Source organism: Clostridioides sp. ZZV14-6345 (assembly GCF_020657775.1).
GTDB classification, from domain to species: Bacteria; Bacillota; Clostridia; order Peptostreptococcales; family Peptostreptococcaceae; genus Clostridioides; species Clostridioides difficile_D.
Map to the genome: position 1 here is coordinate 36,501 of NZ_JAGWCX010000022.1, position 19,812 is coordinate 56,312.

19 protein-coding genes, 1 pseudogene and 2 other annotated features (1 of these 22 cut by a window edge) are annotated in these 19,812 nt (G+C 26.4%); of the genes and pseudogenes, 4 read left to right on the forward strand and 16 right to left on the reverse strand.

Annotated elements, in window-relative coordinates; translation table 11 throughout:
• Positions 1–117 (reverse strand) — a binding site (T-box leader) (it extends 119 nt beyond the left edge of the window).
• 56 nt (positions 118–173) lie between these two features.
• Positions 174–414, reverse strand: a binding site (T-box leader).
• A gap of 80 nt (positions 415–494) precedes the next feature.
• The 9 genes from KGF39_RS07905 to KGF39_RS07945 form a co-directional block, all read right to left on the reverse strand.
• Entirely contained in the window at positions 495–2,351 is a 1,857-nt protein-coding gene (locus KGF39_RS07905; RefSeq protein ID WP_227821860.1) for an ATP-binding protein, read from the reverse strand.
• Between the two features lie 173 nt (positions 2,352–2,524).
• The gene (locus KGF39_RS07910) at positions 2,525–2,857 is read right to left on the reverse strand and encodes a transposase (RefSeq protein WP_227821861.1); all 333 of its coding nucleotides are present in this window, start codon (positions 2,855–2,857) and stop codon (positions 2,525–2,527) included.
• 182 nt (positions 2,858–3,039) lie between these two features.
• The gene (locus tag KGF39_RS07915; RefSeq protein ID WP_227821862.1) at positions 3,040–3,339 is read right to left on the reverse strand and encodes a hypothetical protein; all 300 of its coding nucleotides are present in this window, start codon (positions 3,337–3,339) and stop codon (positions 3,040–3,042) included.
• A gap of 311 nt (positions 3,340–3,650) precedes the next feature.
• Complete coding sequence (tnpA, locus tag KGF39_RS07920) at positions 3,651–4,052, reverse strand: IS200/IS605 family transposase (protein WP_107595548.1); 402 nt, start codon at positions 4,050–4,052, stop codon at positions 3,651–3,653.
• Between the two features lie 268 nt (positions 4,053–4,320).
• Complete coding sequence (locus KGF39_RS07925; RefSeq protein ID WP_207655646.1) at positions 4,321–4,464, reverse strand: hypothetical protein; 144 nt, start codon at positions 4,462–4,464, stop codon at positions 4,321–4,323.
• Between the two features lie 193 nt (positions 4,465–4,657).
• Positions 4,658–5,497 (reverse strand): YihY/virulence factor BrkB family protein, encoded by an 840-nt coding sequence (locus KGF39_RS07930; protein ID WP_107595532.1) that lies wholly within the window; start codon positions 5,495–5,497, stop codon positions 4,658–4,660.
• A gap of 213 nt (positions 5,498–5,710) precedes the next feature.
• Positions 5,711–7,408: a phospho-sugar mutase gene (locus KGF39_RS07935; protein WP_227821863.1), complete on the reverse strand. Its 1,698-nt coding sequence runs from the start codon at positions 7,406–7,408 to the stop codon at positions 5,711–5,713.
• A gap of 61 nt (positions 7,409–7,469) precedes the next feature.
• Entirely contained in the window at positions 7,470–8,060 is a 591-nt protein-coding gene (locus tag KGF39_RS07940) for an SGNH/GDSL hydrolase family protein (protein ID WP_227821864.1), read from the reverse strand.
• Positions 8,061–8,169: 109 nt separating this feature from the next.
• Positions 8,170–8,967 carry a 3D domain-containing protein gene (locus KGF39_RS07945; RefSeq protein ID WP_054273578.1) on the reverse strand — a complete coding sequence of 266 codons (798 nt, stop codon included), beginning with the start codon at positions 8,965–8,967 and terminating at the stop codon, positions 8,170–8,172.
• A gap of 361 nt (positions 8,968–9,328) precedes the next feature.
• Here KGF39_RS07945 and KGF39_RS07950 point away from each other — a divergent pair, with 361 nt between their 5' ends.
• Positions 9,329–9,850, forward strand: a complete 522-nt coding sequence (locus KGF39_RS07950; protein ID WP_227821865.1) for a GNAT family N-acetyltransferase — start codon at positions 9,329–9,331, stop codon at positions 9,848–9,850.
• A 510-nt stretch (positions 9,851–10,360) separates the two neighbouring features.
• Here the strand turns inward: KGF39_RS07950 and KGF39_RS07955 are convergent.
• Together KGF39_RS07955 and KGF39_RS07960 are read right to left on the reverse strand one after the other, a co-directional pair.
• Positions 10,361–11,572, reverse strand: a complete 1,212-nt coding sequence (locus KGF39_RS07955; RefSeq protein ID WP_227821866.1) for a helix-turn-helix domain-containing protein — start codon at positions 11,570–11,572, stop codon at positions 10,361–10,363.
• 439 nt (positions 11,573–12,011) lie between these two features.
• Positions 12,012–12,947, reverse strand: a complete 936-nt coding sequence (locus KGF39_RS07960) for an alpha/beta hydrolase (protein WP_227821867.1) — start codon at positions 12,945–12,947, stop codon at positions 12,012–12,014.
• A gap of 266 nt (positions 12,948–13,213) precedes the next feature.
• Here KGF39_RS07960 and KGF39_RS07965 point away from each other — a divergent pair, with 266 nt between their 5' ends.
• Positions 13,214–13,780, forward strand: a complete 567-nt coding sequence (locus tag KGF39_RS07965; RefSeq protein ID WP_054273574.1) for a MarR family winged helix-turn-helix transcriptional regulator — start codon at positions 13,214–13,216, stop codon at positions 13,778–13,780.
• A 223-nt stretch (positions 13,781–14,003) separates the two neighbouring features.
• Here KGF39_RS07965 and KGF39_RS07970 read toward each other — a convergent pair whose 3' ends face one another.
• Positions 14,004–16,040: a thioredoxin domain-containing protein gene (locus tag KGF39_RS07970; RefSeq protein ID WP_227821868.1), complete on the reverse strand. Its 2,037-nt coding sequence runs from the start codon at positions 16,038–16,040 to the stop codon at positions 14,004–14,006.
• Between the two features lie 177 nt (positions 16,041–16,217).
• A complete protein-coding gene (locus KGF39_RS07975) occupies positions 16,218–16,895 on the reverse strand; it encodes a manganese catalase family protein (protein ID WP_227821869.1) in 678 nt (225 codons plus the stop codon).
• Between the two features lie 366 nt (positions 16,896–17,261).
• Between KGF39_RS07975 and KGF39_RS19875 the strand changes: the two genes are divergently transcribed.
• Both KGF39_RS19875 and KGF39_RS07980 read left to right on the forward strand, forming a co-directional pair.
• The gene (locus KGF39_RS19875; RefSeq protein ID WP_003433683.1) at positions 17,262–17,390 is read left to right on the forward strand and encodes a hypothetical protein; all 129 of its coding nucleotides are present in this window, start codon (positions 17,262–17,264) and stop codon (positions 17,388–17,390) included.
• A 228-nt stretch (positions 17,391–17,618) separates the two neighbouring features.
• A complete protein-coding gene (locus tag KGF39_RS07980; RefSeq protein WP_003433687.1) occupies positions 17,619–17,804 on the forward strand; it encodes a hypothetical protein in 186 nt (61 codons plus the stop codon).
• A 59-nt stretch (positions 17,805–17,863) separates the two neighbouring features.
• Here the strand turns inward: KGF39_RS07980 and KGF39_RS07985 are convergent, their stop codons facing one another.
• The 3 genes and pseudogenes from KGF39_RS07985 to KGF39_RS07995 all read right to left on the reverse strand — a co-directional run.
• Positions 17,864–18,838, reverse strand: a complete 975-nt coding sequence (locus tag KGF39_RS07985; protein ID WP_074138355.1) for a hypothetical protein — start codon at positions 18,836–18,838, stop codon at positions 17,864–17,866.
• A gap of 12 nt (positions 18,839–18,850) precedes the next feature.
• Positions 18,851–19,297 (reverse strand): Panacea domain-containing protein, encoded by a 447-nt coding sequence (locus KGF39_RS07990; RefSeq protein ID WP_074138354.1) that lies wholly within the window; start codon positions 19,295–19,297, stop codon positions 18,851–18,853.
• A gap of 397 nt (positions 19,298–19,694) precedes the next feature.
• Positions 19,695–19,812: pseudogene (locus KGF39_RS07995) on the reverse strand (cell wall hydrolase); the annotation flags it as partial.

Below are 19,812 nucleotides of genomic sequence, written 5' to 3' on the forward strand. Positions count from 1 at the left end.
TTCAGACCACAGCTCCTAGGTAGTTTTCAATTTCTCAAACTTAGAAAGTCTTTCAGCCTGTGAACTTTCCTCTCTGATAGTCGAATTAAATTTACTCTTCCTATTCATCGCTTTTATATTTTTTATAATTACTATTTATATTTTTAAATAACAAAAAACTCTCATCCTTATGGCATAAGGACGAGAGTATTATTCCCGCGGTTCCACCTAATTTAATTTTCATCTATTATGAAAATTCACTTAATACTTTAACGCAGTTAACGACTATTCTTACTAAAATCTATTAGTATAGATAACTTCAGAAAGTAGCTCCTAGGTAGTTTTCAATCCCTCTAATTTAAAAAGTCTTTCAGCCTATGGACTCTTCTCTCTGGTAATCGAATTAGATTTACTCTTCCTATTCATCGCTTTTTTATTTATTATGTTGTACTTTATTTTAAACCCTTCCAAATCAATTGTCAATACTTTTTTAAATTTTATTTTTCATATTTAAACTATAAATCCGAAAATTCTATTTCTAATTTTTTACTTAACTCATTACTGATTTCTTTTTTATAATTGTATTTTTCAATATTATTTTTACTTCTAACAGGTAATGAAACAATAAATTCACTTCCAATACCAAGTTGACTTTTTAAAGATATACTACCCTCATGCAACTCAACCAAAGATTTCACTAGTGAAAGTCCAATTCCACTGCCTTTAACCCTGTAAGAAAGTTCATTGTCAATTTGTTCAAACCTATTAAATATTTTATCTATTTTTTCTTTTGGTATACCTATACCACTGTCGGATATTTTCATATTAAATACATTATCTTTCACATATAAAAATATATTTATTTCTCCATCTTTCTTATTGTACTTAATTCCATTCGAAAGTAAATTTAATATTATTCTTTCCAATTTCTCTGAATCAAACAACATTGAAAATTCTTCTATTTCTGTATCAAATGTAAGCTGTATATTATTTTGACTTGCAAAGTCAGCTACAGACATACATATATCTTCTATAAATGCAATTATATCAGATTCTTCTGGTATGAAATCTAAATATCCTGACTGCATTTTTGTAAAGTCTATAAAATTATTTACTAACCTTAGTATTCTATTTCCATTCTGTTTTATTATACCTAGATTTCTTTTTAAAGTATCATTTGATTCTATTAAGTCAGCTTCTTTTTTTTCTATCACTTGTAATGAAGAAGATATTAAATTTAGTGGGGTTCTAAGTTCATGATATAAATTTGCGAAAAATTCCATTCTAGTTTTATCTATTTCCTCTTCTAGTTTTTTTCTTCTACTTATGTCCCTTGCTGTTCCAATTATTCCAATGACACTTCCATAACTATCAAAAAATGGTCTTTTTGTAATCTCAATACACTTGTTTTCCTCATTCATATTTATATTTAATTCAAATGTAACTGCTTTTTTATTTTCAACTACACTCTTATCACTTTCAAATATCTTATCTATTAAAAAGTCTTCTGTTGATATTTTATAACTATTCTTTCCTAATAATTCTTCTTTATTCATACAGGCTAAATTCAAAAAACCTGAATTAAATCCAATGTAATTTCCATACACGTCTTTATAAAACATATTCTCTGGAATTGAGTGCTCTATCATCTTCATTAAGTCTTTTGAATTATAATTTTTATTACTGTATCCACTGTATATTATATTATCTATTATTCCTATAGTACCTAAAAGTTCATCTTCATCATACAAAAAATATTTTTCAACCATAAAGAAAGTTTCTTCATATTCAAATAAGTTTTGTAAAAATCTTTTTTTACTGGATACTCCTTCTATATAATCATCTCTAAATAATTTTCCAGTATTCTCTCCCCATACTTCTATATCATTTTTACCAAATATGTCTTTTGTTGTCTTAATATTATTATTTAATATTGATATTAAATTTTCACTACAATCTATATATATGCCTTCTTCATCTTTAATATAGGCTACTTTTTCTTTTTTATCAAGAGAATCGATTATCTGTCTATAATCAAATACAATTTTACCAAAATACAAAATTATGTATGAATCCCCTATTATCTGTTTTTTTATGTTTATCCAATTTTTAAGTGTCGGAATGTATCTTTTTATACAATCCACATCATCTGAGAACAACTCATTAAAATATTTTTTAGACTTAAATACAGGCAATACATCTAATATATTTTTATCACAAATACCTTCTTCTAATTTTAATATTTTGCCCATACCTTTACTTATATATTCTACTCGATATTCTATATCTTCTTGTCTCTTTATAATTCTACAATATAAAAAAGGTACAGGTATATTTTTTATAAAATTTACATATTTATTATGGGTATCCATATTCTAACCACTACCTCTCAATGTTATTTATAATAATACTCCTTAATTGACACACTCCCCATAGCTAAAGCAAGGGGATTCTTGGTGGCTAACGACTTAATACTATCTAAACGATAGAATCATAGGTGGTTACAAAACCAAGCTACTTGGACGGTGTCTTCGCCACTACTACCTTATATGGTAGATACTTTTAAATTAATTGGTTGCTTACGGTTTGTACTAAAATCAACTAAATCATATTTATGTTTTTTATTTAGAATATTCCATGCACCAACTATATCTCTATGAGTTTTATAACCACAAGTACAACTATAAGTTCTACCAGTTGGTTTGTGTTTTTTAGAACACTTTGGGTAAGTTTGAGATGTGTAGTTTTCTTTAACTAGCTTAACTTCAATACCTTGCTCTTTAGCTTTATATTTAATATAGTCTTTAATACGACCATACTCCATTTGAGATATTTTTTGTCTATTAATTCTATTTAATCTTTTTTGTATTTTTCTCAATTCCTTTTATATCTCCTAAAACTATTTCACATACTTGTTGCTCTACACAAAAATCTATAAACTTTCTCGTTGTTTGGTGGTATAAGTTTATTAATTGGTTATCTGTTTTAGTTCTAATAGTATTTTTTAATTTCCATAATCTCTTATATTGTCTACTACCTTTTTTACATCTACTTAATCTTTTAGATATATAACTTATTTCTAAATTGCTTAATACTTCTACCTTCTCTATTAGATATTACAAGTCCAATACCTTCATTAGTTATACTCGCTATAGAATGTATTTCTCCTAAGTCTACACCTACGATGTTGTTACCTTTCAGTGTTGGATTAATGATTCCATCATCAAATGTATAATACAAATAATATCCGTTTCTCCATACTATTTCAGCAGTCTTTATATTTTCAATATTAAAATCTAACTCTAAATATCTACCTTTTGACATTGATAACTTTAAGTTACCTTTAGCATTGATATTCACTAGCTTTGAATGGTATTATATAAAATTTCTTGGTTTTATATGGATACTTTGCCTTGGTATTACCTTTCTTTCTTAACTGTGAAATAGTCTTTCTATTAGCATCAAATTTATCTGATATTGCTTGTATAGTTTAGATTGTATTTACCTTTGATTATCTTTTGTATATCATTCTTTTTTATCCATTGTCTATGTTCAAAATAGTATTCTTTAGATAACCGTATGATTCCAACAATTAGCACTCTCCATTTGTTTTTCTCTTACTAATTCAAATTGTGTTCTAGTTAGGTTTAATTTTACTCTATGACTTTTTATCATTTTTTCTTACTCCTAAATGGTTGATTGTTTATGTATTGTTTAACCACTTCTAAACTTACAGTGCCAACAGTTCCTACGAAATAACTATTAGTCCACATACTAGGCATACTAGACTTTAAATGTTGGAAATTTTCTCTTAATATTCTTGAACTAAAACCTTTTAAACCTTTTACTACTTTATGTATTCCAAACTGTGGGTCACATAATATTAATAAATGCACATGGTCTTTGTTTATTTCCATTTCTATTATTTCTGCTCCAAGTTCATCTGCTTTATATGGCATTATCTCTTTTAACATATTTTTTACTTCGCCAACTAAAACAGGTTTACGATACTTAGGACAAAATATTATATGATATTTACAATCATATGTTATATTTCCGTTAGATTTATACATAAAAACTAACACCTCCTACACATAATCTATCATTCATAATGTTAGGTTGAAAGTATTATTCTGACTTTTATTTATATTAAGACCTTGCCTTTCATCCCCACATCTAAAGAAGGAGGCTTTTCGGCAATTTCATTGTAATTATATGACAATTTTCTATTAATTATAACATATTTTATAAGATATACTTGTGAATAAATTTAATTTTATGTAATTTATTATTTGTTTATAATTATTTATGTCGCTTTTTTCTAAATCTAATTACAGTATCTTATTCTAATATATTGATAATTAGGAATACAGGCGCATATAAAAACACATGACTAAACACTGCATTATTTGAAAATACAGACATTAACTCATTAGGACTATAATTTTTATTTAGTACATTTTTTGATGCTTCTACCAATTTCATCTCTTACTTATCAATAGTCATCTTTTCAAAGATGATTATAAATTAAAATTATCTCATAAAATAAAATTTGTCAAGTTGCATTAAAAATAAAAAAAGCCCAGAAAATTCTAGACTTTTTAACTTAAATGTCAATATTTTTTTCATTAATTCAATCACATTTATAATATTAAATACTATCTTTTATTTTAATGTTTTACTTTAGCATTTCATTTCTTATCTTTCTAAAATACAGTCTTGAATTTACCTCATAGCCAATAACAATAGACCAACTACTAAAATACATCCATGTCATAAGTACAATTATTTCAGCTATACTTCCGTAGATTACTTCATAATTAGCATAGTAATTTGTATAATAAGAATATAAAAATGATACTAAAAACCAAGCAAAAGTAGCAAAGATGGCACCTGGCGCAGATTCTTTAATAGTCAATTTTTTATTTGGAGTATATTTATATAATAATGTAAATATCACTATTATTGTTATTATACCTACAGTGTATCTTAGAATATCCCATATTTTTATGAATATTTCATCCAATCCTATAAGGTTAAAAATAAAATAACCTATTTTTTCTCCATAAACTAGAAATATCATAGATAAAAAAATAAGTACCAAAAGCATTATTGTAAATAAAAATGATATAGATAGAATTTTAAAAAAAGACCTAGTTTCCTTAACTTTATACGCTCTATTCATCCCTTTAATAAGAGCTTTTACTGCTCTTGAAAATGTCCACATAGTAAGTACAAAACTAATAGCTAAAAATTTTAGGTTTCTATTGTCTATTGCAGAAACTATGATTGAAGATAATACAGCAAAAGCTCCTTCTGGCATCATATTTCTAAACAAAGCTATATATTTATTTAAATGAAGAATTGGTATATACGCTATAGAACTTATTGTAAATATCAAAAAAGGAAATATAGACAACATTAAGAAGAAAGATACTTCTGCTGACTTTGAACTTAATTCACTGTAATTAGATTTTGCAATTATATACTCAATCAATTTTTTATCTATACCAAACATAAATATCCCCTTTTCTCTCAAATTAATTTCACTATATAATATTAATTATACTCAGATTTCTACCATAATATAATTATTTAAGTAAAAGTAACACAAATAAAAGCTGAAAATAATAATTCTACTAACATTTCCATATTCTACTCAATGAAAGTAAATTATAATTTTCAGCTAAACAAATATTATCATAAAATTATCTTATAAAATAATAATGTTTTATTTTAATTTTTCAACCATGGCATCTATATATTCTTTTAAACCTTGAAGCTTTTTATCCGCTTCAATATCACTGGTTCCTTTTACAGCTATGTAAAATTTAAGTTTTGGCTCTGTTCCAGATGGTCTTATAGCTACCCAAGATTCATCTTCCAAAAAGTATTTTAAAACATCAGATTTAGGAAGATTCTCTATACCATTTTTATAATCTTTTTTATCAACTACTTTAACATTATTTATATAATCAATTTGATTTTCTCTAAAGTAAGATATTATTTCTTTTATCTTTTCTACACCTTCTATACCTTTTAAAGTCAAAGATATAGTCTGTTCTTTAAAAAATCCATATTTTTTATAAAGTTCTATTAAACCTTCATATAAACTCATACCTTTTGAATAGTAAAATGCTGCCATTTCGGATATCAATAATGAAGAAACTACACCATCTTTATCTCTTACATGAGTACCAACTAAATAACCATAACTTTCTTCATATCCAAATACATAACTTCTGTTTTTATTTTGTTCAAATAATTTTATTTTTTCACCAATAAATTTAAAACCTGTAAGAACATTTAACACATCAACATTATTCGCTTTAGCTATATCTGCTCCAAATTCTGATGTAACTATAGTTTTTATCATTGTAGCATTTTCTTTTAATTTATTATTTTCTTTTAAGCCTTCTATTATATAATGTGTCAACATACCACCAATTTGATTTCCTGTAAGTAAAGCATACTCTCCTGTAGTAGTTTTTACTGCTACACCTACTCTATCACAATCCGGGTCAGTTGCTATTACGAGGTCTGCTCCTTTTTCTTTTGCAAGTAATATACCTCTATTTAAAGCTTTTTTCTCTTCTGGGTTTGGATAATCAAGGCCTGCAAAATTTGGGTCTGGATTTTCTTCTTCTGGAACTACAATTATATTTTCAAACCCCACTTCTTTTAATGCTCTTCTTATTGGAATATTACCTGTTCCACAAAGAGGTGTATAAACTATCTTAAAGCTTTTACCTACACTTTTAACTAAATCTTTTCTTATAATTTGACTTTTTACTGCTTCTATAAATTTAGTATCTTGTGATTCGTCCAACAAAACTACTAAATTTTTATTAGCTTCACTCAAAGTTGGTATTATACTATAATCGTGTATACTATTCACTTTGTCTGTTATTGCATTTGCAATCTCTGGCATAACTTGTGCTCCATCTTCCCAATATACCTTATATCCATTATATTCTGGAGGATTATGACTTGCTGTTATGACTATACCCGCTATTGCATTTAGGTTTCTAACAGCAAAAGATAATTCTGGAGTAGTTCTCAAACTATCAAATATATATGCTTTTATACCACATGCTGCCAAAGTGTTTGCAGACTCTATACAGAATTCTCTAGACTTGTGTCTATTGTCATGAGCTATTACTACACCTCTAGTTTTTTCTTCTTCTGTAGTATTTTCTAATATATAGTTTGCTAACCCAAAAGTAGCCCTTCTAACTGTGTATTTATTTATTCTATTCGTTCCTGCTTCAATTATTCCTCTAAGACCAGCAGTCCCAAACTCTAAATCCTTATAGAACCTATCCTCTATCTCTTTTTCATTATTTTTTATTTTCTCCAACTCTAGTTTTGTATCTTCATCAAAATATGAACTCTTTATCCACTCTTCATATGTTTTAGTATAATCCATAATAAAACCCTCCCTATCTTATGTATTTATTACAACTGTATAAACAAGCATTTTGATACAACTATAACTCTTCTATATACTTATTAATTGAATTAATAAAAATATCTGCCATTATTCTATAACCTTCCTTGGTTGGATGCAATCCATCAAAATACAATTTTTTATATCCTTCTAGTTCCATATTTTTATTATATTCTGAATAAAAATCTACAAAATTAGTATTAAATGTCAAACAAAACTTTTTTAACCAATGGCTATATGATTCTAATTTTTGGGATACTATATTAAAATCAGTAAAACAACTCCAATCTTCTCTAACACTTGGAATATCTGGTTTTAATGGTATTCCTATTATAGGTATAATATTTTTTGAATATGCTTGATGTACCATAGCCATTATATTAGAATTAATAACTTCATTTCCTGCTCCAGCAATAAAATCGTTGGTACCACCCATTATAAAAACTATATCAGGAGAGTTTTTTACAACATCTTCATTAAATCTAACTAACATACCACTTGTTGTATCACCATTTATACCCTTATTTACTATTTCTAATCGAGTCTCTTTATTTACAATGTTTGTCCATGAATTACTTCGTGATACTCCAAATCCATATGTTAAACTGTCTCCTAAACAGACTATTTTCATCTTATCCCCCCTTAGATATATTTTTATGTTTCAAGAATAATCTAACAGTTTAGTTAATTCATATTTTATACTTTTTTATCTTTCAAGTAAAGTTATTCTATTCACTAATTTAATGTAGATATATATCTATGCTTTTCCTTCCCCAATTTGAGGCTTTTCCTTCACTATTCATAAAAATATCTATTCTATTACCTTTAATTGCACCTCCACAATCTTCTGCCACAAAAGTCATGCCCAACTTAGGTATATATACCTTTGTTCCATATGGTATTACACTTGGGTCAACCGCAATAACACCCCATCTTGGAGTTGTTCCAGTCGATGTTATTGTATCACCTGCATATGCAGTTGCAACTACCTTCATATGTTTTCCACCTCTTATATTTGCTCCTCTTGATGCAATTAGTACCTTTTCTTTAGTTCCATATTTTATAATTTTTGCAGTTGGCTCTTTAGATATTACTTCTTTTGATAAGACTTTTTTGACTAACTTTCCATCATGGTAAGTTAAATTATAGACTAGTTTTTTTTCTCCATCTTGACCTTCTTGATAGACTTTAGATTTTCCTTTCAACAAATTACTATCATTTACATGTTTTGTATCAAACGGAATTTTTTCAAACTCTTCTTTTTTACTTTTAGTTACTTTAACAACTTTTATTTTTATATTATCTTTTAACTCTGTATCTAAACTTGGATTAATTTTATCTTCAGAATTATACTTCACACCCTGTTCATCCAAAAGTTCCTCAACTGTTTTTTTAAATGAAGATACTTTTTGCTCTTGACCTTTAACTGTTAAACTTATATCTTCCTTATTTAATATAGAATATACACTTACCAAACCCATTAAAATTGATACACTTAATAAAGATGATATTATTATCCTCTTTTCTCTTTTCTCCATAATAATCTTCCTCCATGTTCAAATTTTAAATTAATATTATTCATTCTAGTTTTAATCTTATATTATATATGTATATTATAACTTTCCAAATTTATGTAACTTTTTTGTAACTTCTAAAATCATTAAAATTATTTCCATACAGTAAAAAAGTCTACAAGTATGCTGTTTTTAAATCATCAGAGCCTATATAATAGTTTGAAGTTACACCACAAACAATTATATTTCGGCCTATGAGATATGGACATAAATAGAATAAAATTGAGAAATGATATACAACTGAAAACACATTGTATACAAATGCTGACTGTGATAAAATAAACTCATAGATAAATCGGAATTTTTTGTAATTAGGAGGAACAAAATGAAATTTGAACGGTTAAGAACTAGTAAAGATAGATTATACTATAAGGCTATGGAATTATATAAAACTAGTTTTCCATTTCATGAACAAAGAAAATCTTCTTTGCAAGCAGAAATTATGGAAAATAAAGAATATCAATTCAATTTAATTTATGATAAAAACCAGTTTGTTGGTATAATTCTATGTTGGGAAGCAGAAAGCTTTATTTATGTAGAACATTTCTGTATTTTTCCAGAAATGCGTAATAATAGATATGGACAAAAAACATTGGAACTTCTAAATAAGAGAGGAAAAACTATTATTTTAGAAATTGACCCTCCCATTGATGAGCTTTCAACTCGCCGCAAGGAATTCTATGAGAGAGTAAAATATAAGGCAAATGATTATAAACATATTCATCCACCATACCAAGAGAAATTTAATGGTCATCAACTAGTTGTAATGTCTTATCCAGAAAGATTATCTAAAATGGAATATGATAAATTTAATCATTATTTAAAAAATCATGTAATGAACTTCTAAATATAGTTCCTATCTATTGAACTGTGCAAAGTTTCATAACAATTACATAAAAGAGACTGTCTCAAAATAGAGATAAGTCTCTTTTTCATTGATAAAATGATGAAAATATATCTGATTTCATACAAAAAAGTGTATCATGAACTAAAAAGTTCTTTTTGAGACACCCCCCTTTTTATACTTAAATTTAAGAAAAGATGTGAGACTCTAGGGATGAGATTATAATTTAAATAACAAATCTTATTTTATTTTCATAAATTTATATTTCTATTTTTGTACCTTCTAAGTAGACCTGTATTTGCCTTAAATATATCAGCTTCTTAATTTTCATTTGTTTATTCTTAATATATTTCTATTCTTTTGATATAATCATTTGATTTAATTGTTTTAGAAGAGTTCTTAGCAAGCCCTTTTCTATTTTTTATGTAACAAAGGAGAGGATTCAAATTTTTGTTTTGAGACATCTCCTTTTAATTTAATTAATCTTTAAGTCTTATATTAAATTTTTATTTATTATTTATCTTTTAATAATTTTTCCAACTCCAAAATCTTTTCAATTATAGACTCGAAAATTGGTTCTTCTCTAAGTTCATTATAACTATCATCACTAAACATTATTAACAAATTCGTATACATATTGAAAGTATATGAATTTTTAGATTTTACTTTGTCAAAAAATCTCATCTGACTCACATCCAAACTTTCATGTATAGGATATTTTTCTAATATTTCTTTTAGGCTATATAAAGCTTTTTTGGCTTCTTCTTTCATATTGAAAAATAAAAAAATTAAAGATAATTCCATATAATCCATATATATACCAAAAAGTGCACCTTTATCTTCACTAAGCATTTTTTTTATTTCTAAAGAGAAGTTTGCATACCCTAGCAACTTATTTTTTATATATTCCATTTCTTTTTCTGTTGCTTTTTTATTAGAATCTCCATCCTCCAATTTTTTCTTTAATTCCTTATATTGATATTTATATACATTGATTATTCCTTTACAATCCAAACTTAAATTGAATACATTGCTAAACAGTTTATTTTGAAGCAATATTTCTGCTTCTTCTAGCCTATTTTGATTTAAATATATCATAGCTAAATTGACACTTGTATCTCCTATTGGTTTATGTATCATAGTTAAGTACAGCTCTGCCTTTTCATAATCCTCCAACATACAATATGAATTTGATAAAATAATGAGTGCTGTTTCTTTTATTTGAATGTCCTCTGTATTTCTTACTATATCTTCAAGAATATTTGTTGTTTCTTTTACTTTGTCATTAAACTCATTCTTACCAAATTTATATGAATACATCTGATACAACGAACATATTTTTAACTTTAATAAATAGCTTTTAGGATACTTTTCTATATACATATTAGAAAGTTTTTTCACAGATTCCAAGTCTTGCCTACATTCTTCTTTTGGTTCTCCTGTTGATAAATCAACTTCAATTCCAGCAAAAATTGCTTCTAATTCTTTATATATTTTCATTACTTCTTCTTCACTTAAATCAATCCTGTAGTTTAAAAGCTTATCTATAGATACATTAAAAAAATCTGCTAATAATGGCAATATTTCTATATCTGGATAAGAATTCCCACTCTCCCATTTTGATACTGCTGGTGTTGATACACCTATAAACCTTGCCAATTGTTCTTGAGTTAGATTTCTTTCTTTTCTAAGAGTTTGTATGACTCTACCTATTTTAATTTGCATATATACCTCCCTAGTACATCTGTTGTAATTTAAGTATATAAAAAAAGTATTTACTAGTAAATCGAGGCAAAGTTAACAAAATACTCATAATTTAACCATTGGTTATATTTTAACCTAAAATCGTCTTTCATTAACTTAAAATAGAAAACAATAGCATATAAATCATAGTGATAGACATACTTATGGTTTTAATTTGACTACTTATGTAACTTATTATAAATGGATTTAAATTTTTATAGTATATACATCTGAGAAAGAGAATCCTGATGATTATATTCCCAACATCTTTAAAGAAACTGTACTGAGTCCTTTCGAAATAAATACTCCAAATATGATACCTATTATTATGGCAAAGATGCCTATTATCATATTTTCTCTAAACATTAATTTATTTATATATTAAGTATTTCATAAACACCTAATTTGTTTACTTTCTTTATCACAATATTTCTATTTTATTGTTTAGCCAACAAATTATATCCTCAAAGACTTCTTGCTTATTTATCTCATTTAATAATTCATGTCTTCCATCTTTGTAAAGTTTGCACGACACATCTTTTACTCCTAACTTCATATATCTATCTCTTAATCTTAATACACCCTTTCCATTTTTTCCTATAGGGTCTTTATCACCAGATATTATGTAAATAGGAATATCAAGAGGTATTTTTTTTAGGTTTTGCTTATCCTCAATCTCTTTTAATCCCTGAACTAAATCATAAAAAAAACCACAACTACACACCACTCCACAAAATGGGTCATTTATATATTTTTCAACTTGTTCTCTATCTCTACTTAGCCAATCAAATTTAGTATTTTTATTTCTTTTTATGATTTTCCCACCAAATATTAAATCATTTATTTTATTACTTCTAGAACTTCTTCCATGTTTTTTAATCTCACGATTAATTATCATTTGAGCAAAATTTAAAATAATACCTTGTTTTCCATTTGAACCGCATAGTATAAGTCCAGATAAATTATAACTATAATCCATTATATATCTTTGACTTGCAAATGAACCCATGCTATGCCCAAATAGATAAATTGGTAACTTATCATTTTCCTTTTTTATAATATTTGTCAAAGTATACATATCTTCTACAAGACACCTAAATCCTTCTTTTTCAGCTAAATGCCCAACATTTTCTATTGTCTTTGCAGTCTTTCCATGACCTCTATGGTCGTTGATATATACTATATAACCATTTTTAGTAAGCTCCTTAGCAAAAGTCTCATACCTTTGTGCAGTTTCAGCCATTCCATGTGCAATTTGGACAACTGCCTTTGGACTTTTTATATTTTCATCTTCCCATTTATATGTATATATATCTAAACCTTCCTCTCCTTTAAAAGTAAAGTTTGTACACTTCATAATTATCCCTCCAGATCAATTTTATTCAGTATATTAATATATATATTATATTACAAGTATTTTCAAGTTAAAATCTTTCTATAGAAACTTAGGGTTTATTAATTGTTTATAAAAATTGCTACACAAAATTATATAATAATTTAATAATCTAGTACTAATATCAAAAAATAATGCTTGGAGATACTTTGACACCATATTGACATTATAATCAATTCATGATATTCTGTTTTCGTCAAAATAGTATCTAAAGATAAAGGAGATATTTAATGGATTACTCAAATGAATTAAAAGAACTCTTTTTAATGAATCAAACATATGCGACTCTTTTTACTCTTACAAACAAAATACAAATAGAAGGAGATAAATATTTCGGTATACTTACTTCAAGACAGTATATGACCATTTTATCTATTCTTCATTTACCAGAGGAAGAAACAACATTAAATAATATTGCAAGAAAAATGGGCACAAGTAAACAAAACATAAATAGACTAGTTGCTAATCTTGAAAAAAATGGCTATGTTGAGGTAGTTCCCAGTCCTCATGATAAGAGAGCAATTAATGTTAAAGTTACAGACTCAGGAAAAGAAATTATGATAACATGTAGTAAAATTGGAATAAATTTTATGGCTGATGTATTTCATGAATTTACTAAAGATGAATTGGAAACTTTATGGCATTTACTAAAAAAAATGTATCGTTTCAATGGTGAAGAGCAAGATGGCTTTGAAGAAGATGCTAATTTTATGGAATATGAAGAAATAGATAAAATTAAATCTGAAGCACTTGAAGAATTTACAAGAAGAAGAAATAGGGTAAACAAAAACGATTAATATTATAATATCTATAATGATGATACAACTTGTTTATAGCATCTATATTTGTTATATAATTATAATGTTATTTTTGTTTTTTCACAGAACAATTATCACATAAACTAGGTATTCTTAGAAACTCTTTTTCTGTTTTTTGTACAAAAAGGAGATGATTCAAACTTTTATTTTGAAACATCCCCTTTTTCACTATTTTTGTTATTCTACTCCTAAAATTATCCGGTTATTCTACTCCCAAAATTATATCTCTTAATTTTTTTAAATCATTAATTGGTTGACTGCAACTATTATTTTGACACACATAATAACTAGTCTTATCATTCTTTAATTTATAGTTATTTAAAAAATCTATCTTAGTATTTTCTTCATTATATTTCTTTACTAAAAAAGTTGCATTTGGTATAAAATTTTCACTTATTAATTCTTTAAATGCAACTAAATCAGAATCGTCTTTAAAAATACATATAATTTCCTTAGTAGAATAAAGTTCATGCATCAATGAAAGCATATAGAAACTGTACCCTGTTGGAGAACTCTTTACATTACTTACATACAGTTTTAATTGTTTATATGATATTTCTTCAAGTTTATTATCACCAGTAATTTTCGCAAGCCTTATAAGATTGTATAATTGAACAGAATTTCCTGATGGAATAGCTCCATCATACAAATCTTTTGGTCTCGCTATTAAATTCTCACTATCTTTACCATATATATAGAATCCATTTTTTTCATAATCCCAAAAAAGGTCAACACAGCTTTTATTCAAATTTAATGCCTTTTCTAAATATTTCATATTAAATGTTGATTCATAAAGCTCTATATACGCCCATATTAAAAAAGCATAATCATCTAGATAAGCTAAATAATCAGAACTTCCTTCTCTATATCTAGCTAACAATCTACCTGACTCATTTACAAGATTATTATTTATAAAATCAAGACACTTATTTGAATACTCTAAATACATATCATTTTTTAGAGTACTATATGCCTTTGCCAAAGCAACTGTCATCAATGCATTCCATGATGTAAGTATCTTATCATCTTTATGCAAAGATGTTCTTTCTTTTCTATATTCAAACACCTTTTTACTAAGGTCAGCTATTTTTTCATTATATCTCTCGTATTCTTTATTTTTTATAAGATTAGGAATACTTTTACCTTCAAAGTTTCCACTACTAGTGATATCAAAATAATTGTTAAAGAAAGTTCCATCTTCTTCACCCAACACTTCAATTATTTCAAGAGGATTAAATGTATAAAATTTTCCTTCTTCACCTTCACTATCAGCATCTTGTGCTGAATAAAATCCACCTTCTTTATCCTTCATCTCTCTAATTACATAATCTATGGTTTTTATAGCAATCTCTTTATATAACTCTTTTTTTGTTATTTTATATGCATCTAAATAAGCTATTGTAAGCATAGCATTGTCATATAACATTTTTTCAAAATGAGGAGCTAACCATTTTTTATCAGTAGAGTATCTTGAAAAACCAAATCCAATATGGTCAAACAAACCACCTCTATACATTCCATCTAAAGTTTTTTCTACCATTTTTAATACATCTTTATCTTTTTCTATACTATAATATTTCATCAAAAACATAAGATTTTGAGGACTTGGAAATTTAGGTGCATTGCCAAAACCACCATACTTTTCATCATATATAGCCTTAAATACCCTAATTGATGAACTCAACATTTCTTTTGATAAATTGCCATCTGTATTTTTCACTCCAAAATCATCTTTAAGAGCTTCTATTATTTCATCTCCAGATTTTATTAGTATGTCTCTACTTGTGTTCCATTTTTCAGATACATTCTCTAGTAAATCTATAACTCCAGGTCTATTATATCTTGAATATTTTGGGAAATATGTTCCTGCAAAAAAAGGTTTTTTATCTGGTGTCATTATTATGGTCATTGGCCATCCACCACTACCTGTCATAGCTTGACAAACCGTCATATATACACTATCTATATCTGGTCTTTCTTCTTTATCTACTTTTATTGCTATAAAGTTTTTGTTCATTATTTCAGCAACTTCTTCATCTTCAAAAGATTCTTTTTCCATAACATGACACCAATGACATGTTGAGTATCCTACACTTAAAAATATTGGTTTATCTTCTTCTTTTGCTTTTTTAAAAGCTTCCTCATTCCAGCTATACCAATTTATAGGATTATATGCATGCTGTAAAAGATATGGAGATTTTTCATTTATTAGATTGTTAGGTTTTCTATTATTTTCCACAATACCACCTCATTTGTTATTTTATTATATGTTTTGCAATAAACAAATAGATATACACTTATAATAAGCGTATACCCATCTTTAACTATATATATTTAAGTTTTTATCTAATTAATTCTTCTAGGCAAATACTTTTTTTAATATCTACCAAAACAAAACAACATAAAAAATATCAAATTATTTTTTTAAAGGTTTTTCAAAAGAAGGAGGATTAACATCTATCTTAGTATCATGATTTGGCCCTGGAGTTGATAAATCAAAATATAACTTAGAATCTTCTGTAACTCCAAAATCTCTATTTGAACCTGTATCTTTAACTTTATTTAAAGCATCTCTAAATAAAGCATTATGTGCTTCTTCTCTGTTAAGTAAGAAATCTATTGTTTCTTTTACATATTTATCATCAATTTGTCTATATAAATACTCATAAACTACCTTTGCTCTTTGTTCAGAAGCTATATTTGAAAGTAAATCAGCTACTAAATCTCCTGTAACTGTAACATAATTAGCAGTCCATGGAGCCCCTGATGAGTTTATTAATACTGGTGACAATCCAGTTAATACATGTGTTTCTATTTCACCTGTATCAACTGCATTATAATTAACATCATGTCCATTTAATAAATTTATAGTTTGTGCTACCATTTCCATATGACTAAGCTCTTCTGCTGCTATATCAAGAAATAAATCTTTTATTTGAGGGTCTTTTATTCTAAAACTTTGAGATAAATATTGCATTGCTGCTTTTAATTCTCCATTTGCTCCACCCAGCTGCTCTTGCATTAAAACGGCATATTGAGGGTTTGGTCTTTCTACTTTTACTTCTTTTAATAATGCTTTATCGTGTTTAAACATATGAATACCTCCGTAAATTATTATTCAAAATTATTATTTACTTAAGTTGTAATATTATTCTATTTTATTTGTTTATTGTTGTTATTTTTTACAAGTGTTGGTATTTCAATGTTTTATTAGTGTCAGTTTTGTTGTTTATGTTTTATTATGTTTAATTTAAATTTATTCTATTATTTATTTTCGGTGGCAAAATGGTGGCAAGTTTGGTTTTGTCACCATTTATTTTTATTTAAAAAAATATAGTTTGTCAATATAACTTTATTGAAAAATATGGAATATTTATTGACTTTCACGTCACGTGATGATATAATATAAATATAGAAAGGAGGTAAGAAAATAAAAAACTAGGAAGGGAGGACAAAGAAAGTGGGGAGATTAGAAAGAAGAAAAAATAAAAGAGAAAACAAATTTAATAAAATTAAAAATGCTTTCTCTTTCACATTAGTTTTAATTAATCTAGTACTCGCAATACTTAGATTGATTAAAGAATTATAAGTTTCAATCCTAGGAGGAAAATACCTTCCTTCTAGGTAGCTTCTTTCTAATATTATAACACATTTTCTAATTTAATATGAATAATAAATTTTATAGAATTTGTATGATTATTCTTGGTATCACTATAGTTTTAAATATTATTAATATAATAATAAGTTTTACTTTTAAAGCTCTTATTGCTTTGGTATTTACTTTATTATTGCTGGCATTTATTAATAGTAGAAAGGAATGATATTATTGGAGCAAAGAAAACTTAGAATTGGATTTAATAAAAGTGGCAAAGGTTCTTTTACACCTAGATTGATACTTCCAATGTCATGGATTAAAGAAATGAATATTTCTCCTGATGAAAGGGATGTTCTTGTTACTTTTGAAGATGGTAAAATAATTATTGAGAAAACTGAAAATGAATAAAAAAGGAGGTAGTAACTATTTCTAGTTACTACCTTCTAATCTATTCATAAATTAAATTATCATCCTACACTTGGTGATGGTTCTGATTCATCCTCATTTTCATTTTCATTTGATTCCTTCTTTCGAACCTTTTTAGCATGAGTACATATTTTATTATTGTATAACCATTTTAATCCAAAAGAGATTAAAACAAGTATTACAATTAATCCAAAAATAATACCCATTAAATTCACAAAATGTTTAGTTTCTATCATCCATATAAAGCTATTAAAGGCATACTTATCTAATCCATATTTTTCAAAATTATAGAATATAAATATTACTGCAAAGCTTATCATAGAAAATAAATTATAGAAAAAAGGTACAGGATATTTAGTTATCAAGCAACTCAAACTACTATTTTTCTCACACTCAACACATTTCCTTTTATTTATATTAATTCCAATATTCTTTTCTATTATCTTTGATACTGTATATAGCAACATATAAATAACATTAAAGAGTATGCAACCAATTACGATTGTAATCATTATTAACACGTAAAAATTAGAATTTTTTATGGAGCTTAAAACTTCTCCTAAAATTTGTGTTCCTCCAAAGAATGCTATAATTATAGCTGAAAATATTGTTAATATCGCTATAAATTCACTTTGAACTTTTTCTATCTTTTTTTCGTGATTCTCAATTTGATTTCTCTCAGCCATCATTTGATTTTTTAAAATTCTTAACTGTCCTTGCGAATTCTCTGCCTGTTGTTTAAATCTATCAAACTCATCTGCCCTAGGTATCTCTAGTAATATATGAGTTACTATTCTAGCTATATTTTCATCTAGAGATTCATCTTGATCTAAATATCTTTCTCCATTGCTACATATATACTCTCTAACTTCTGGGTCTATATTTTTTATACTTCTTACAATATAATGATATCTAGGTTTATCACCTGTAACTTTCATTTTGTTAAGTGATTCTAAATCACCCTTTTGTAAATTTAAAATAACCTCTTTTACAACTTCATCTGATACAAGCCTCATATTCTCTCCCTATTAATTATTGTTAAAATAATCTTTTATATCCCAATTAGATATTTCCATATTTCTTCCTTCTATATAATTATCTTGCCAAGGGCTTGTTTCATGAGTCTGACTAACTAAATCCCAAACATCAATACTACTTCTTTCACGAACTACTCCTTGGATCAATTCTAATTCATCATCTTCAAATAACAATCTTCGTTCTGGAATTACACCTTTTATTTCTCTGCTTCTAAATTTATTAAATGAATAATAAACATCTGGAACTACAGGACCATATGCCCAAGCCTCTATTTTATTATCAAACAGAGGTTCATCATGTGTAGCTAAGTATTCTCCTTGAACATAATATAATATTTTTTGCAATTGTAAGTTGCTTATGGGTCTCTTTAGTTCATTTTCACAATACCACAAAATATATTCAGCAACATCCATAGCATCATATTTAGCATAAAACATATATTACACCTCCATTCTATTTTGTTAAATAATAATAGTTATACTCATATTGTATATATTAACTTGTAGATTTGCAATAAAATTTATGATATATTATTACTTTTTTGTAAAATATTTACATATATCTTTTTAAATTAATATCTATATATGCTATATTCTCAACTATCTAATACTTATAGTTTGTTTTACCTTTATTATATGAAAACAAATTTATTTAAATATAATGATTTGCAAAATCATCTAGTTGCATAAAAAAAGATAACTAAAATAGTTATTTTTTTCTTTTCTTGTTATTTAAAATCTTCTTGTATATAGTTTATAACTTATATACAATATACCTCTTTTTATACCTATAATAGTCTATAAAGTGTAAGTAATGTATAGATAAATTTCTAATCTATCTATTAATAAAATCTAATGCCTTATAAAGAGTGTCAAATCTATCATTACCTTTTATCATGGTATAATTTTCTTTAGTCATGGAACCTATCTTCTCACATGCTCCACCACCAACA

Bases quoted from the DNA above. Each gene is read 5' to 3' on its own strand.
- KGF39_RS07905 (WP_227821860.1), bottom strand. From the start codon at position 2,351: ATGGATACCCATAATAAATATGTAAATTTTATAAAAAATATACCTGTA.
- tnpA (WP_107595548.1), bottom strand. From the start codon at position 4,052: ATGTATAAATCTAACGGAAATATAACATATGATTGTAAATATCATATA.
- KGF39_RS07925 (WP_207655646.1), bottom strand. From the start codon at position 4,464: ATGAAATTGGTAGAAGCATCAAAAAATGTACTAAATAAAAATTATAGT.
- KGF39_RS07930 (WP_107595532.1), bottom strand. From the start codon at position 5,497: ATGTTTGGTATAGATAAAAAATTGATTGAGTATATAATTGCAAAATCT.
- KGF39_RS07935 (WP_227821863.1), bottom strand. From the start codon at position 7,408: ATGGATTATACTAAAACATATGAAGAGTGGATAAAGAGTTCATATTTT.
- KGF39_RS07940 (WP_227821864.1), bottom strand. From the start codon at position 8,060: ATGAAAATAGTCTGTTTAGGAGACAGTTTAACATATGGATTTGGAGTA.
- KGF39_RS07945 (WP_054273578.1), bottom strand. From the start codon at position 8,967: ATGGAGAAAAGAGAAAAGAGGATAATAATATCATCTTTATTAAGTGTA.
- KGF39_RS07950 (WP_227821865.1), top strand. From the start codon at position 9,329: ATGAAATTTGAACGGTTAAGAACTAGTAAAGATAGATTATACTATAAG.
- KGF39_RS07955 (WP_227821866.1), bottom strand. From the start codon at position 11,572: ATGCAAATTAAAATAGGTAGAGTCATACAAACTCTTAGAAAAGAAAGA.
- KGF39_RS07960 (WP_227821867.1), bottom strand. From the start codon at position 12,947: ATGAAGTGTACAAACTTTACTTTTAAAGGAGAGGAAGGTTTAGATATA.
- KGF39_RS07965 (WP_054273574.1), top strand. From the start codon at position 13,214: ATGGATTACTCAAATGAATTAAAAGAACTCTTTTTAATGAATCAAACA.
- KGF39_RS07975 (WP_227821869.1), bottom strand. From the start codon at position 16,895: ATGTTTAAACACGATAAAGCATTATTAAAAGAAGTAAAAGTAGAAAGA.
- KGF39_RS07980 (WP_003433687.1), top strand. From the start codon at position 17,619: ATGATATTATTGGAGCAAAGAAAACTTAGAATTGGATTTAATAAAAGT.
- KGF39_RS07985 (WP_074138355.1), bottom strand. From the start codon at position 18,838: ATGAGGCTTGTATCAGATGAAGTTGTAAAAGAGGTTATTTTAAATTTA.
- KGF39_RS07990 (WP_074138354.1), bottom strand. From the start codon at position 19,297: ATGTTTTATGCTAAATATGATGCTATGGATGTTGCTGAATATATTTTG.